The organism is Rhizobium sp. CSW-27, assembly GCF_018760785.1.
Taxonomy (GTDB): domain Bacteria; phylum Pseudomonadota; class Alphaproteobacteria; order Rhizobiales; family Rhizobiaceae; genus Neorhizobium.
Map to the genome: position 1 here is coordinate 32,434 of NZ_JAHHZO010000017.1, position 15,120 is coordinate 47,553.

The following is a 15,120-nucleotide window of genomic DNA, read 5'->3' on the forward strand; positions in this document are numbered from 1 at the left end:
CATGCAGAGCCGGCGGCAGAAGCGCATCCTCACCATTGCCCCCGCGGTGCCCTTCCTGCGCACCGTGGCGGCAGCGCTCTGCGACGGCCGTCTGCTCTCCAGCTTTCGCTACGATCCCGAGGATCCGCTCTCGCTGTCCAGGGTGACGATCTATGTCCCGACCCGGCGCGCTGCCCGCGTGCTGCGTTCCGAATTCGTCGACCTGCTCGGCGGCCGCTCGGCCATTCTGCCGCTCATCCGCCCGCTCGGCGAGACGGATGACGATGCCGGCTTCTTCGATCTCGTCGCACCGGAAGAGATGGACCTGGCCTTGCCGATCAGCAGCACGGCGCGGCTGCTGGAACTGGGGCGCCTCATTCTCGCCTGGCGCAACGCCCTGCCACAGGCGATCATCGACGTGCACCGGGATTCGCCGCTCGTCGCGCCCGCCAGCCCCGCCGATGCCATCTGGCTGGCGCGGTCGCTCTGCGAACTGATCGACGCAATCGAGACGGAAGAGCGCGACTGGGCCGATCTCGAACGGCTGCAGACCGGCGACCATTCGCTCTGGTGGCAGCTGACGGCGGAATTCCTCAAGATCGCCAGCGCCTTTTGGCCGGCGCGGCTGGAAGAACTGCGCCGCTCCTCGCCCGCACGCCACAAGGCGGCCATCCTGCATGGCGAGGCACGGCGCATGGAGACGGAGCGCCGTGATGGCCCGGTGATCGTGGCGGGCTCCACCGGTTCGGTGCCGGCTGCCGCCAATCTGATTGCCGCAATCGCCAGACTGCCGAACGGCGCCGTCGTGCTTCCCGGCCTCGATCAGGAGATGCCCGAGGATCAATGGGCCCTGCTCGGCCGCGGCGCCGACGGACTGCGCCCGGACCCCGCCAGCCGCAGCCACCCGCAATACGGCCTCTATCGACTGCTGGAAAAACTCACCGTGCCGCGTACGGATGTGGAGGTGCTTGGCGCCCCCGATGAGGATATCGCCTGCCGCTCCCTGCTTCTGTCGCAGGCGCTGGCTCCGGCCGATGCGACCGACCGCTGGAACGACTGGCGTCAGGAGACCTCGCAGGAAACGATCCGCGCCGCCTTTGCCGATGTCAGCCTGATCGAGGCCGCCAATGAGCGGGAGGAAGCCACCGCGATTGCCATTGCGCTGCGCATGGCACTCGAAGCACCGGGACGCGACGGACACTCGCAGGCCGCCCTCATCACGCCAGACCGCGCGCTTGCCCGTCGCGTTGCCGCCGAACTCGCTCGCTTCGGCATCACCGCCGACGACACGGCCGGCACGCCGCTTTCGGCCACGCCGCAGGGCACGCTGCTGACGCTGGTGCTGGAAGCCGTATTGCGACCGGGTGACCCTGTCGCCATCACCGCCCTCATGAAGCATCCGCTCGCCCGCTTCGGGCTTGCACCTGCCGAAGGGCGTCCGGCTTCGGAGGCGCTGGAGCTTCTGGCGCTGCGCGGCGGCACCGGCGAGCCGGACCTGGCCGGCCTGGAGCCGCTGCTGGAGAAGCGGCTCGCCGAACAGCAAGAGGATCGCCATCCGCCCCAGTGGCGCCAGTCGCTGCCGCCGGATGCGCCCGATCAGGCACGCGCGCTGGCAAGGCGGATCGCCGCCGCCGTCGAGCCGCTGACGGAGGTACTTGTCGCCCGTCGGGCCGACGGACGCCCGATGACCGCGCGGCTGACCCTGTCCGACTGGGCCAACCGCACCGGCCGCGTGCTGGAGGCCGTCGGCCTGGATGCGGAACAGGGCCTGCGGCCGCTCTGGACCGGAGAAGCCGGCGAACGGCTGGCCGGGCTTCTCGGCGAGATCATCGAGACCGATGGCCAGATCGAGGCGGACGGCCCGCAATGGATCGACATCATGGCCGCCCTGATGGCCAGCGAAGCGGTCAAGCCCCGCCAGCTCAGCCATCCGCGCGTCTTCATCTTCGGCACGCTGGAAGCCCGCCTGCAAAACGTCGACACCCTTGTGCTGGGCGGCATGAACGAAGGTTCCTGGCCGGGGCAATCCGTGCAGAACCCCTTCCTGTCGCGCAGCATGAAAACCGACATGGGCCTTGAACCGCCAGAACGGCGGATCGGCCAGTTGGCGCATGATTTCCAGATGGCGAACGGCACGCGCCACATCATCTATTCCCGCGCGCTGCGCCAGGGAGGCGCGCCCACCGTCGCCTCCCGCTGGCTGCAACGCCTGCTGGCGCTCGGCGGCGAGCAGCTGGCACGCGATCTGCGGGCGCGCGGCGAGGATTATCGCCGCTGGGCCCGGATGATCGATACACCGCAGCCCGAGGAACGGCAGCCGCTTGCCCGCCGCCCAGCGCCGACGCCGCCGGCAGATCGCCAGCCGCTCAGCTATTCCTTCAGCGAGGTCGGGCGGCTTCGCCGCGACCCCTATTCCATCTATGCAAGGCGCATCCTCCGGCTTGATCCGCTCGAAGCCTTCAACGAGGATCCGGGCGCTGCCCACCGCGGCACCCTCTATCACCGCATCATCGAGCGCTATACGCGCGTCGCCCCGGCGCCGGGCTCGCCCCATGCGCTTGAGGTGATGCAGCGCCTGATTGCCGAGGAATTCGACCGCGAGGCGCTGCCGCCGCATATCGATCAGGTGTGGCGGCCGCGCTTCCGCGAGGTGGCCCGTGCCTTCCTGCGCTGGGAAGAGGCCCGCGCGCCGGACATCCGCCGCACCTATACAGAACTTCCGGCCGGCTATGAACTGGCGGAAGCCGGCATCAGGCTGACCGGCATTGCCGACCGGATCGACATCAGGCGCTCTGGCGATGCCGACATCATTGACTACAAGACCGGCCTCAACCCGTCGCCCGCCCAGGCAAGAGCCCTGCTCGATCCGCAGCTGGCGCTCGAGGCAGCAGCCCTGCAGGCCGGGGCCTTCAAGGCGATCGGCGTGCAGCGGCCGGACAATCTTCTTTATGTGCGGCTGCGCCCGGGCGAGCGTTTCACGTGGGACAAGGTGAACAACGAGGGCGCGCGCGCCACCGCCACCACCCAGCCCAAATCGGCACTGGAACTGGCGCAGGACGCAATCAGCCAGCTGACGGGCTTCGTGACGCGGCTCCGGGACAATCGCGTCGGCTTCGCCTCCCGGCTCGTCCCGATGATGCAGAACGATTTCGGCGGCGACTACGATCATCTGGCCCGCGTGGCGGAGTGGTCGACGGCGGATGCGGAGGATAGTGACGGCGATGAGTGAGACAGGACTGGAGACGCTGGGCGAGGATCCCCGCCGCTGGCTGGACTGGACGGCCGGTCAGCAGGCGCGCGCCTCCGATCCGCAAAGTTCCGCCTGGGTGTCGGCCAATGCCGGCTCCGGCAAGACGCATGTGCTGACCCAGCGTGTCATCCGGCTGCTGCTTTCCGGCTGCCGCCCCTCGGCCATTCTCTGCCTGACCTATACCAAGGCCGCCGCCTCCGAAATGTCGAACCGAGTCTTCCAGCGGCTGGCGGAATGGGCCGTGCTGCCGGATGCGCAGCTCAGGGACAGAATCGCCGGCATCGAGGGCCATGAGCCGGATTCGTTTAAGCTTGCCGATGCACGCCGCCTGTTCGCGAAGGCGCTGGAGACGCCGGGCGGCCTGAAGATCCAGACCATCCACGCCTTCTGCGAGGCTTTGCTGCACCAGTTTCCGCTGGAAGCGAATGTCGCCGGCCATTTCTCCGTGCTGGACGATGTCTCCGCCTCCGCCCTGCTGGCCGAAGCGCGCCGCTCGCTGCTGACGGCGACCGCGATGGAAGAGGATGCGGACCTCGCCGAGGCCTTTGCCCATGTGCTGGATCTCGGCGACGAATCCGGTCTGGAAGCCCTGCTCTCGGATATCGTCGCCAATCGCGCCGCCATCGGCCACTTTCTGGACGCGGCTTCGGAACAGGGCGGGCGGGATGCGGTGCTGCGCCGCGCCTATGGCCTGGCACCGGATGAAACCATCGAGACGGCGCTTTCCGCCTACTGGCCATTGCCCGGCCTCGTCGCCGGACGGCTGACCAGCTATCTGGAGCTTGCCGAGGCCAAGGGCGGCGCCAAGGCGGGCGAGGCAGCCATCACCCTGAAGCGGGCCATCGCGGAAACGGACCCGGCCGAGCGCGCCCGCCTGCTCGATCAGGTCTTCCTGACACAGGCCGGCAAGCCGAAGGCGGATTCCTCGCTGGTGGCCAAAGCGATGCTGACGGCCGCCCCGGACCTGGCCGAAGCCATAGCCGAGGCGCGCGACCATGTGGCGACCTGCCGCGACCGGCTGAAGGTGGTGCGGATGTTTGCCGCCACCCGCGCCGCCCTGACACTTGCCGAACGGCTCAGCGAGGATTACGAAGAGCTGAAGCGCCGCCGCAGCCTGCTCGACTTCGAGGACCTGATCAACCGCACCGCCGATCTGCTGACCCGCGATGGCGTGGGTGCCTGGGTGCATTACAAGCTGGATCAGGGCATAGACCACATTCTGGTCGACGAAGCGCAGGATACCAGTCCGATCCAGTGGACCGTGATCCAGTCCCTGGCGGAAGACTTCTTCAGCGGCCGCAGCGCGCGCGAAACCCGCCGCACCCTGTTTGCGGTCGGCGACGAAAAGCAGTCGATCTATTCCTTCCAGGGCGCCCGCCCGGAGCGTTTTGCCGAGGAGCGCAGCGCCACGGAACGGCGGGTCGCCGAAAGCGGCCTGCGCTTCCATGCCGTGCGGCTGCCCCTCTCCTTCCGCTCGACGGCCGATGTGCTGAGCGCCGTCGACCAGGTCTTTTCGCTGGAGGAAAATGCAAGGGGCCTGAGCGCCATCGGCGATCCGGTCATTCACCGCTCCAACCGCATCGGCCATGCCGGGGCCGTCGATCTGTGGGAGACCGTGGCGCCTGAGGTGAGCGACATGGAGGAGGACTGGACGGCGCCCTTCGATGCGACACCGGACCGCGCGCCCTCCGCCATTCTCGCGGCCCGCATCGCCCACCGGATCGGTGAACTGGTCGGCCGCGAGACGGTCATCGAGAAGGGCAAGGAGCGGCTGATCCGCCCCGGCGACATTCTGGTGCTGGTGCGCAAGCGCGATGCCTTCGTCAATGCACTGACCCGGGCGCTGAAGCGGCGCGGCGATATTCCGGTCGCCGGTGCCGACCGCCTGCGGCTGGCAAGCCATATCGCGGTGCAGGACCTGATGGCGCTTTCGCGTTTCCTGCTGCAGCCGCAGGACGATCTGTCGCTCGCCGCCGCACTGAAAAGTCCGCTCTTCGACCTTGATGAGGACGATCTCTTCCGCATCGCCGCTCTCCGCCCGGATTCAACCGCCGCCTGGCAGCAGCTCTGCGCGCTGGCCGATGCCGGTGAGGCGCGGCTTGCTGCGGTCCGCGATCGGCTGGAACATCTGCGCGGCCTGGCGGGTCGGCTCAGCGTGCATGATTTCTTTGCCCGTCTGCTGGGAGCCGAGGGCGGGCGCAAGCGCTTCCTGGCGCGGCTCGGCAGCGAGGCTGGCGATGTTCTGGACGAATTCTTGAGCCTTGCGCTCGATCATGAGGACAAGACCCTGCCCGGCCTGCAGAGCTTCATTTCGACGCTGGAGCTGGAATCGCCGGAGATCAAGCGCGAGCAGGACAGTGGCCGCGACGAGGTGCGCATCATGACGGTGCACGCGTCAAAGGGACTGGAGGCGCCGGTCGTCTTCCTGGTCGACAGCGGATCGAAGGCCTTCATCTCCAGCCACGTGCCGAAGTTCCGCTTCCTGGCGCCGGGCCATGCGCGGATGCCGGCCTGGGTGCCGGGCAAGACGCTGGCCAATGCGCTGAGCGCGGCCGACGAGGACCGGCTGAAGCAGTCGGCGGAGGAGGAATATCGCCGCCTTCTCTATGTCGGCATGACGCGCGCCGCCGATCGGCTGATCCTGTGCGGCTATCGGGGCAAGAAGGAGAATGACGAAAGCTGGCTTGCCATGGTGGAGCGGGCGCTGAGCGCCGATACCGCCCATTGCGAGCCGGCGCGTTTTTCGGGCCCCGATGGCGAATGGGGCGGCTATCGCTGGCGCATGGTCTCCGGTCCACAACGGACGCTGGAGCGGGAGGAAGAGGCACCGGAAACCGCGCACCATGCCGAAGACAGGCTGCCGCAGGCGCTGTTTCAACCGCTGCCGCCCCTGCCGCCCCTGCCCCGTCCGCTCAGCCCCTCGGGTGCCGGCGTCATGATCGAGGAAGAGGATGGCGACGCCCCCTTCGTCTCGCCGCTCTTCGGTGAAAAACCCGCTGCCAACAGGGCCCTTCAGAAGGGCCGCCTGACGCACCGCATGCTGCAGATGCTGCCCGCCTTGCCACGGGCGGAACAGGAGGCGGCCGCCCGGCGCTATCTTTCCCGCACCGCCGGCTTCTGGCCGGCCGCGGAGCGCGAGGCGCTTCTCGCCTCCATCCTCGGCGTGCTTTCGCATCCCGACCTGCAGTCGGTGTGGACGCCGGGCGCGCAGGCGGAAGTCTCGATCATGGGCCGGTTGTCGCTCAACGGACGCGACCATGCCGTCTCCGGCCGCATCGACCGGATGAGCATCGATCCTGACGGCACCGTGACGATCCTCGACTACAAGACGAACCGCTTCACGCCGCAGACGGCGGAGGCAGCGCCGCTCTCGCATCGCGCCCAGATGGCGATCTATCGCGAGATGCTGCGGCCGCTCTATCCGGGCCGCGCCATCCGCTGCGTGCTGGTCTATACCGAAACGGCGCGGGTGCTCGTGCTGCCGGATCAGGTGCTGGCGGGCTCCCTTGCCGAACTCAATACAAAGTGAGATAGGCAGGACAAAGTGAGATAGGCAGGATTGAATTTCGCGCCTGCGCGCATCACATCTGTGACAACACCCCCATTGAAGGAGAGCCCGATGGCTACCGTGAAAGTCGACAACGCCAACTTCGCATCCGAAGTTCTGGAGGCGTCCGAACCCGTCGTTGTGGATTTCTGGGCCGAATGGTGCGGTCCCTGCAAGATGATCGCTCCGAGCCTCGAAGAAATCGCCACCGAACTCGCCGGCAAGGTAAAGATCGCCAAGCTGAACATCGACGAGAATCCGGAACTCGCGGCCAAGTTCGGCGTGCGCTCCATTCCGACTCTCGCCGTGTTCAAGGGCGGCGAAGTGGCCGATATCAAGGTTGGCGCCGCGCCGAAGTCGGCCCTGTCCAACTGGATTTCCAACAACGCCTGATCGGCGGATGATCGAGACCAGAACAGCAAAAAGCCCGGTTCGCGCCGGGCTTTTTCGTGTCTGGACGGTGAAGGCCGATCAGGTCGGAGGCGTGCCGTTGTCGGCAAGCACATTGCCGGCCAGATAGAGCGAGCCGCCGATCAGGATGCGCGGCGGCGCAACTCCCGGCAGCTGCCGGGCGGCAATTTCCGTCAGCGCCTCGGCAACCGTCGAATGCGGCTCTGCCACCAGACCCGCATCATAGGCGGCATTGGCGAGAACCACCGGATCGAGACCTGCATCGCTGCCACGAATCGGCACCGTGAAGACGCATTCGGCAATATCGGCAAAGGCACGGAAATAGCCGATCGGGTCCTTGGTGTTCAGCATGCCGGTCACGAGGTAAAGCGGCCGCGGCTGCTTTTCCTCGAAGGCGGCCATGGCTTCGGCGATAACCTCGCCGGCGCCTGGATTGTGGCCGCCATCCACCCAGATTTCCGCACCTTGCGGAGCGAGCGGGATCAGCGCGCCTTCAGTCAGCCGCTGCAGGCGGCCCGGCCACTCGACGCCGGTCATCGCCTGTTCCATCATGGCGTCGGTCACCTCGAAGCCAGCCGCCCGCACCGCGCGGATGGCCGCTGCGGCATTGGCCAACTGGTGGCGACCCGGAAGACGCGGCAGCGGAAGGTCGGCAAGGCCGAATTCATCCTGATAGATCATCCGGCCGAATTCCTCGTGCGCGGAAAAATCCTGGCCATAGACAGCCACCGGGCAGCCAAGTCGGTCGGCAGTGGAGACCAGAACCTCCTCCGCCGCATCGAATTCCTGATGCCCGATGACGACAGGACAGCCCTTCTTCATGATGCCGGCTTTCTCGGCCGCAATCAGCTCCACCCGGTCGCCAAGATAGGCCTGGTGGTCGAAGGAGATCGGCATGATGACCGAAACGGCTGGGCGATCCACCACATTGGTGCAGTCGAGCCGCCCACCCATGCCGACCTCGATCACAACTGCATCGGCCGGGATTTCCGAAAACAGCAGAAAACTGGCGGCGGTCAGGATCTCGAAGACGGTAATGGCCTGACCGGCATTGGCTTTCGCCACGCGGCGCAACGCATCGGCCAGCAGTGCATCCTCCACCAGCGCGCCCGGCCGGCCACGCTGGCCGATGCGGTAACGCTCATGCCAGTTGACCAGATGCGGCGAGGTGTGGACATGCACGGCATGGCCCCCGGCCTCCAGAAGCGCGCGGCTGAAGGCCGAGACGGAACCCTTGCCGTTGGTGCCGGCCACATGGATCATCGGCGGCAGGCGGTCCTGCGGATTGCCGAGGACCTCCAGCAGGCGACGCATGCGGCCGAGCGTCATGTCGAACCCCTTGGGGTGCAGCGTCATCAGCTCGTTGATGACCTGTTCCGCCTCGCTCTGGGCAACGTCGTTCATGGAAGTCCCCGAGGCTCCTGTCATGGGGGTCAGGCCGTCAGCGCCAGCGGCTGATCGGCATTGGCCGGCTGTTTCAGCATGATCTTCAGCAGGGTGGCGAGCGTCTGGGCGATGTCATGACGCTTCACCACCATGTCGACCATGCCATGTTCCAGAAGATATTCCGAGGTCTGGAAGCCTTCCGGCAGCTTTTCGCGCAGCGTCTGCTCGATGACACGCTTGCCGGCAAAGCCGATTTCGGCGCCCGGCTCGGCGATATGGACATCGCCCAGCATGGCATAGGAGGCCGTCACGCCGCCGGTGGTCGGATTGGTCAGCACGACGATGTAGGGAAGTCCCTCTTCCTTCAGCATGTCGATGGCAACCGTGGTGCGCGGCAGCTGCATGAGGGAGAGAATGCCCTCCTGCATGCGGGCGCCACCGGAGGCCGGGAAGATCACCAGCGGGCAGCGTTCGGCCAGCGCCCGCTCGGCGGCCTTGACGATCGCCTCGCCGGCCGCCATGCCGAGCGAACCGCCGATAAAGTTGAATTCGTGCACCACTGCCACCAGCTTGACGCCCTTGACCTGGCCGAGACCGGCAAGGATCGTGTCTTCCTGCTCGGTCTTGGTGCGGCTGTCCTTCAGGCGGTCTGCGTATTTTTTGGAATCGCGGAACTTCAGCGGGTCCTGCGCCACCTTCGGCTGCGGCAGGTTTTCATAGACGCCGCCATCAAACAGGTCGGCAAGGCGGGCCTTGGCCGGCATCTTCATGTGGAAGCCGGAGGCGGGAATGACCCACTTGTTTTCTTCAAGATCCTTGTGGAAGACCATTTCGCCCGTTTCCGGGCACTTGATCCAGAGATTTTCCGGCACTTCCCGGCGGCCGAGCATCGAATTGATCTTCGGGCGCACATAGTTGGTGATCCAGTTCATGGATGAAACTCCTGATTGACCGTCGTCAATGTGAAAACTTTATTCGGCAGCAACAAGGCGGGCCGAACGGACGCCGGTCGCAAGACCGCTGACCAGCGTCGTGACGGCGGAAATGGTGTGATCGGTGGCCTTGCCGTCAGCGGTCAGGCTGCCGGCGACCTGGGCGACGATCGCCGATCCGACGACGACACCATCGGCGGCGGCTCCAATTGCGCGGGCATGATCGGCGGTCTTAACGCCGAAGCCGACGCAGACCGGCAGATCGGTATGCGCCTTGATGCGCTGGACGGCAGCACCGACCAGCGACGGATCCGGCAGAGCCGAGCCGGTGATGCCGTTCATCGAGACGTAATAGACGAAACCCGAGGTGTTGCGCAGCACGGTCGGCAGGCGCTTCTCGTCGGTCGTCGGCGTCGCGAGACGGATGAAGTTGACGCCCTTGGCAAGCGCCGGGATGCACAGCTCGTCATCCATTTCCGGCGGCAGGTCGACCACGATCAGCCCGTCGATGCCGGCTTCGAGTGCGGCGTCCAGAAAGGTCTCGACGCCCATATTGTAGATCGGGTTGTAATAGCCCATCAGCACGATCGGCGTGTCCTGGTCGCCCTTGCGGAATTCGCGGGCGAGATCCAGCGTCTTGGCCAGCGTCTGGCCATTGGCGAGCGCCCGCTGGCCGGCCAGCTGGATCGCCGGGCCATCGGCCATCGGATCGGAGAAGGGCATGCCGAGCTCGATCACATCGGCGCCGGCGCCGGGCAGCGCCTTCATGATGCCGAGCGAAGTCTGAAAGTCCGGGTCCCCGCCCATCATGTAGGTGATCAGCGCCGGACGGCCCTCGGCCTTCAGATCGGCAAAACGTTTGTCCATGCGTGCAGTCATGATCAGAGACCCATTCCGAGAATCTTGCCAACGGTGAAGATGTCCTTGTCGCCGCGGCCACAGAGGTTCATCAGGATGATCTGGTCCTTGTCCATGGTCGGCGCGCGCTTGATGACCTCGGCCAGCGCATGGCTCGGCTCCAGCGCCGGAATGATGCCTTCGGTGCGGGTGAGCAGCTGGAAGGCAGCCAGCGCCTCGTCATCCTTGATCGGCACATATTCGACGCGGCCGCTATCCTTCAGCCAGGAATGCTCCGGCCCGATGCCGGGATAATCGAGTCCGGCCGAAATCGAATGGCCTTCCTTGATCTGGCCGTCGCCATCCTGCAGCAGGTAGGTGCGGTTGCCATGCAGAACGCCCGGACGACCGGCCGTCAGCGACGCACAGTGTTCCTCGCCTTCCAGGCCCTTGCCGCCGGCTTCGACGCCGACAATGCGCACGCTCTCGTCATCCAGGAAGGGATGGAAAAGGCCGATCGCGTTCGATCCGCCGCCGACGGCGGCCACCAGCATGTCCGGCAAACGCCCTTCGGCAGCCATCATCTGCTCGCGGGCTTCCTTGCCGATCACCGACTGGAATTCGCGGACCATTTCCGGATAGGGATGCGGACCGGCGGCCGTGCCGATGATGTAATAGGTGTCATCGACATTGGTGACCCAGTCACGCAGCGCCTCGTTCATGGCATCCTTCAGCGTGCCATGGCCGGAGGTGACCGGCTTCACTTCGGCGCCCAGAAGCTTCATGCGGAAGACGTTCGGTGCCTGGCGCTCCACGTCGGTCGCACCCATGTAGACGACGCAAGGAAAACCGAAGCGGGCGGCGACGGTGGCCGATGCCACGCCGTGCTGGCCGGCACCGGTTTCGGCGATGATGCGCTTCTTGCCCATGCGTTTGGCAAGCAGGATCTGGCCGATACAGTTGTTGATCTTGTGGCTGCCGGTGTGGTTCAGCTCGTCGCGCTTGAAATAGATCTTCGCGCCGCCGAGTTCCGCCGTCAGACGTTCGGCAAAATAGAGCGGGCTCGGGCGGCCGATGTAATGGGTTCCGAGATGGGCGAGTTCCGCCTGGAACTCCGCATCGGTCTTTGCCTTGTTCCATTCCGCTTCCAGATCGAGGATCAGCGGCATCAGCGTCTCGGCGACGAAGCGGCCGCCATAGATGCCGAAGCGGCCATCCTCATCGGGGCCGGCCCGGAAGGAATTGGGTTTGAGCGGCTGGTTCACGACTTCACTCCCTTAGAAACGCTGGAACGCCACTGATCGATCACATCGAAGAAGGCGTTGATCTTTGCGGGGTCCTTGACCCCGGGTGCACTTTCCACGCCGGACGACAGGTCCAGCCCGCGGGCATGGGTGATGGACAGGGCCTCTGCCGCATTGTCCTTGTTGAGGCCACCGGAAAGCATGTAATCGACATTTCCGTCAAGCGCGGCGAGAATGCTCCAGTCAAAGGAAACGCCGTTGCCGCCCGGAAGATCCGATCCTTCCGGTGCCTTGGCATCGAGCAGGAAACGGTCGGCGAGCCCCTCATAGGCCTCAAGCTTGCGCAGGTCGTCCTTCACGCGCACGGAAAAGGCCTTGATGACCGGCAGGCCGAAGACAGCCTTGACGTTCAGCACACGCTCCGGCGTTTCCGATCCGTGCAGTTGCAGGATGTCCGGCTTCAGGAAGGCAACAATCTCTTCCAGTTCCTCATTGTCGGCATTGACGGTGACGGCCACGATCTTGGCGCGTCCCCTTACCCTGTCGGCCAGAGCGCCGGCCGTCAGCGGGTCGATGTGGCGCGGGCTCTTTTCGAAGAAGATGAAGCCGACATGGCTTGCGCCCCGCTCCACCGCCAGGTCGATCGCTTCCGGCGTCTTCAGGCCGCAGATTTTGATGTCTGGTGTCATGAGAGGCGAAGTTGCACGAATCGCGCGCCAAGTCGAGGGTGTTTGAGCGAACCGGTGGCCGGATCGGCCCCGTTCAGCCGAAGTCGATCGCATGCAACTGCGAGCCATGCGCCTTCAGCCAGCGGCGGGCTTCCTCCATCTCGGGGCAGAGTTCGCCGCACAGCGCCCAGAATTTCGGGCCATGGTTCATTTCCTTCAGATGCGCCACCTCGTGCGCCGCCAGATAATCGATCACCAGCGGCGGTGCCATGACGATGCGCCAGGAGAAACTGAGATTGCCCTGCCAGGAGCAGGAACCCCAGCGGCTGCGGGTATCCTTCAGCGTCAGCGATTTTACCGCCTTGCCGATGCGCCCCGCATGGATCGCCGAGAGGCGCTCCAGATCGTAGCGCGCCTCCTTCTTGAGGAAGGCTTCCAGCCGCCGGCCGAGATGATCCTCCAGACCGCTCACCCGGATCACGGGTTCGCCACCCTCCTCGGCCGCCTCGGTGATGCCGCGCAGCGAGCCGGTGTGGACGATGCGATGTGGCACGCCGCGCAGCGACAACATGCCGTCCGGCCGTAAGGCAGTCTCCGGAGCAAACCGCGACAGCTTGGCACGCAGCCAGCCATCGTGGCGCGTCAGAAAGGCATCGACCTCGCGGGCCCTGAGGCCAACCGGCACAGTGAGGCGAAGCGCCCGGCCGCCGGGCTCGATGCGCAGCGTTATGCGTGTGGCACGGGCGTGTTCGCGAATGGTCAGTGGCAGGCTGCGCTCGCCGACCATGAGCATTCGCTCCTCGGTACGGAGCGGCTTCGTCTTGCGCTTGGGGCGGGTGAGCAGGGCGAACATGGGCGTCTTCTATCCGATTCGGCGCCGGCAAAGGCAACAAAAAACCGGCACCCGAAGGTGCCGGCTGCATCTCGCGCCAGGGCCGCAGGCCAAGGATCCCGCCGTCAGACGGCGGGATAGCTGCCTTCCGGGCCCCGGTTGCCACGCTCGCGCATGAAGCGGTCGAACTCTTCCTGATCCTTCGCGCGGCGCAGCTCGCGAAGATAGGTGTCGAATTCCTCCCGCATTTCATCGAGCTTGCGGCGCTGTTCCTCGATACGGTCGAGTTCTGCCTTGCGCCAATCGTCGAAGGCCACATTGCCGGTCGAGAAGCCCGACCGGTAGCTGCGGCTTGAACGGCGGCAGCTGCGCAGGAAGCCATCGGCGCGCTGGTTGGCGTCGCTCTTGAATTCCCGCAGGCGGTCGCCGAACAGGATATAGGCAAGCATGGCAAGACCAAGCGGCCAGAAGACCACGAAGCCCAGGACCATCAGGGCGATCGTTGCCGGAGTCCAATCCGGACGGATCCATGCAGACTGGTTCATCGGTAGCGTTACCTCTTTCGCCGCGAACAGGCCGAATGCCTGTCGCTACCCTTCGATGTGGTAAGCCCCGGAACAGCCTTCAAGAAAGCCTCCGCCCAAATCGGCGAAGGCCCTGAAACTACTTGCACAAATCCTGATATAGACCGGATTTCAGGCGCTCTTGCCGCCCTTGATCACCCGCGGCACCACCGCCTTGCGTTGGCCCCGGCTGTGTTCGCGGGCGAAATTCAGGATGCGCGGCGCGATCTCCCGGCGGAAACGCGAGCCGTTGAACACGCCGTAATGGCCGACATCCGGCTGCACGTAATGCAGGCGCATGTCCTGCGGAATGGCGCTGCAGATCGTCTGTGCCGCTTCCGTCTGGCCGACGCCGGAAATGTCGTCGTTCTCGCCCTCGATGGTCAGAAGCGCCACATTGCGGATCCTTGCGGTATCGACGGGACGGCCGCGATGCAGCATCTCGCCCTTCGGCAGGGAATGCTTGATGAAGACCGTATCGACCGTCTGCAGATAGAACTCGGCCGTAAGGTCCATCACCGCCAGATATTCGTCGTAGAAGTCGCGATGCTTCTCCGCGGATTCGCCGTCGTTCTTCACCAGGTGCTGGAAGAAGTCCTTGTGCGCAATGAGGTGTCGGTCAAGATTCATCGACATGAAGCCGGAGAGCTGCAGGAAGCCCGGATAGACGGGACGCATGAAACCTGCCTGCGGCCAGGGCACGGTCATGATGACATTGTCCTTGAACCACTTCAGCGGCCTGTCCTGCGCCAGCTGGTTGACGGCCGTCGGATTGATGCGCGTATCGATCGGACCGCCCATCAGCGTCATGGAGGCCGGCGCCAGCGGATCTTCCGCGGTTTCCATCAGAGCGACTGCCGCCAGAACCGGCACGGAGGGCTGACAGACGGCCACCACATGGGTGTTCGGACCGAGGTGATGGATCATCTCCACGACATAGTCGATATAGTCGTCGAGATCGAAGAGGCCTTCGGTGACCGGGACATTGCGGGCATCCTGCCAGTCGGTGATGTAGACATCGGCGCCCTGCATCAGGGCTTCCACCGTGCCGCGCAGCAGCGTCGCATAATGGCCGGACATCGGCGCCACGACGAGAATCTTCGGCCCCTTCTCCGCGCCCTTCGGCAGATCGCGCTCGAAATGCAGGAGATCGCAGAAGGGTTTTGACCACACGACCTTTTCGGTCACCGCCACGGTGTCGCCGTTGACGGTGGTGGTGGGCAGGCCGAATTCCGGCTTGCCGTAACGGCGGGTGATCCGTTCGAACACCTCAAGGCCGGCCGCCATGGTGCGGCCGAACGTGGTCTGCGAAAGCGGGTTCAGCGGGTTGCTGTAGAAGAAGCGAAGAGTTTCCGTTGCTGCGCGATAGGGCGCCATGGCCGCGTGGTTCAACTCATAGAGCTGGTAAAACATGCAAGGCCACCTTTCTTGTTGGTCTTGGGTCGTCGCGTTCCGGACGTGCCGAAACGAC

General features: G+C 65.3%; 11 protein-coding genes. 3 read left to right on the forward strand and 8 right to left on the reverse strand.

Annotated features, from left to right (window positions below):
* Nucleotide 1 precedes the first annotated feature (1 nt).
* The 3 genes from addB to trxA all read left to right on the forward strand — a co-directional run bounded on the left by addB (nucleotide 2) and on the right by trxA (nucleotide 7,169).
* A complete protein-coding gene (gene addB / locus KLP42_RS23010) occupies nucleotides 2–3,208 on the forward strand; it encodes a double-strand break repair protein AddB (RefSeq protein ID WP_215569921.1) in 3,207 nt (1,068 codons plus the stop codon).
* Nucleotides 3,201–6,758, forward strand: a complete 3,558-nt coding sequence (gene addA / locus KLP42_RS23015) for a double-strand break repair helicase AddA (protein WP_215569923.1) — start codon at nucleotides 3,201–3,203, stop codon at nucleotides 6,756–6,758. Before addB ends, addA begins: the two co-directional genes overlap by 8 nt.
* Before the next feature lie 90 nt (nucleotides 6,759–6,848).
* A complete protein-coding gene (trxA, locus tag KLP42_RS23020) occupies nucleotides 6,849–7,169 on the forward strand; it encodes a thioredoxin (RefSeq protein ID WP_215569925.1) in 321 nt (106 codons plus the stop codon).
* A 78-nt stretch (nucleotides 7,170–7,247) separates the two neighbouring features.
* Here the strand turns inward: trxA and KLP42_RS23025 are convergent, their stop codons facing one another.
* The 8 genes from KLP42_RS23025 to KLP42_RS23060 all read right to left on the reverse strand — a co-directional run bounded on the left by KLP42_RS23025 (nucleotide 7,248) and on the right by KLP42_RS23060 (nucleotide 15,062).
* Nucleotides 7,248–8,591, reverse strand: coding sequence for a bifunctional folylpolyglutamate synthase/dihydrofolate synthase (locus tag KLP42_RS23025; protein ID WP_252193203.1), 1,344 nt, complete (start codon nucleotides 8,589–8,591; stop codon nucleotides 7,248–7,250).
* A gap of 29 nt (nucleotides 8,592–8,620) precedes the next feature.
* The gene (gene accD / locus KLP42_RS23030) at nucleotides 8,621–9,505 is read right to left on the reverse strand and encodes an acetyl-CoA carboxylase, carboxyltransferase subunit beta (RefSeq protein WP_215569929.1); all 885 of its coding nucleotides are present in this window, start codon (nucleotides 9,503–9,505) and stop codon (nucleotides 8,621–8,623) included.
* Between the two features lie 39 nt (nucleotides 9,506–9,544).
* Complete coding sequence (gene trpA / locus KLP42_RS23035) at nucleotides 9,545–10,384, reverse strand: tryptophan synthase subunit alpha (RefSeq protein ID WP_215569931.1); 840 nt, start codon at nucleotides 10,382–10,384, stop codon at nucleotides 9,545–9,547.
* Between the two features lie 2 nt (nucleotides 10,385–10,386).
* Nucleotides 10,387–11,607, reverse strand: a complete 1,221-nt coding sequence (gene trpB, locus KLP42_RS23040; protein ID WP_215569933.1) for a tryptophan synthase subunit beta — start codon at nucleotides 11,605–11,607, stop codon at nucleotides 10,387–10,389.
* Nucleotides 11,604–12,275 (reverse strand): phosphoribosylanthranilate isomerase, encoded by a 672-nt coding sequence (locus KLP42_RS23045; protein WP_215569940.1) that lies wholly within the window; start codon nucleotides 12,273–12,275, stop codon nucleotides 11,604–11,606. The genes trpB and KLP42_RS23045 overlap by 4 nt, the downstream gene beginning before the upstream one ends.
* Nucleotides 12,276–12,348: 73 nt before the next feature.
* Entirely contained in the window at nucleotides 12,349–13,107 is a 759-nt protein-coding gene (locus KLP42_RS23050; protein WP_215569942.1) for a M48 family metallopeptidase, read from the reverse strand.
* Nucleotides 13,108–13,211: 104 nt separating this feature from the next.
* The gene (locus KLP42_RS23055; RefSeq protein WP_215569944.1) at nucleotides 13,212–13,631 is read right to left on the reverse strand and encodes a DUF2852 domain-containing protein; all 420 of its coding nucleotides are present in this window, start codon (nucleotides 13,629–13,631) and stop codon (nucleotides 13,212–13,214) included.
* A gap of 150 nt (nucleotides 13,632–13,781) precedes the next feature.
* Complete coding sequence (locus KLP42_RS23060) at nucleotides 13,782–15,062, reverse strand: polyhydroxyalkanoate depolymerase (RefSeq protein ID WP_215569946.1); 1,281 nt, start codon at nucleotides 15,060–15,062, stop codon at nucleotides 13,782–13,784.
* Between the last annotated feature and the right edge of the window lie 58 nt (nucleotides 15,063–15,120).

Coding starts and splice junctions, on each gene's coding strand:
- addB (WP_215569921.1), top strand. CDS start 2: ATGCAGAGCCGGCGGCAGAAGCGCATCCTCACCATTGCCCCCGCGGTG.
- addA (WP_215569923.1), top strand. CDS start 3,201: ATGAGTGAGACAGGACTGGAGACGCTGGGCGAGGATCCCCGCCGCTGG.
- trxA (WP_215569925.1), top strand. CDS start 6,849: ATGGCTACCGTGAAAGTCGACAACGCCAACTTCGCATCCGAAGTTCTG.
- KLP42_RS23025 (WP_252193203.1), bottom strand. CDS start 8,591: ATGAACGACGTTGCCCAGAGCGAGGCGGAACAGGTCATCAACGAGCTG.
- accD (WP_215569929.1), bottom strand. CDS start 9,505: ATGAACTGGATCACCAACTATGTGCGCCCGAAGATCAATTCGATGCTC.
- trpA (WP_215569931.1), bottom strand. CDS start 10,384: ATGACTGCACGCATGGACAAACGTTTTGCCGATCTGAAGGCCGAGGGC.
- KLP42_RS23045 (WP_215569940.1), bottom strand. CDS start 12,275: ATGACACCAGACATCAAAATCTGCGGCCTGAAGACGCCGGAAGCGATC.
- KLP42_RS23050 (WP_215569942.1), bottom strand. CDS start 13,107: ATGTTCGCCCTGCTCACCCGCCCCAAGCGCAAGACGAAGCCGCTCCGT.
- KLP42_RS23055 (WP_215569944.1), bottom strand. CDS start 13,631: ATGAACCAGTCTGCATGGATCCGTCCGGATTGGACTCCGGCAACGATC.
- KLP42_RS23060 (WP_215569946.1), bottom strand. CDS start 15,062: ATGTTTTACCAGCTCTATGAGTTGAACCACGCGGCCATGGCGCCCTAT.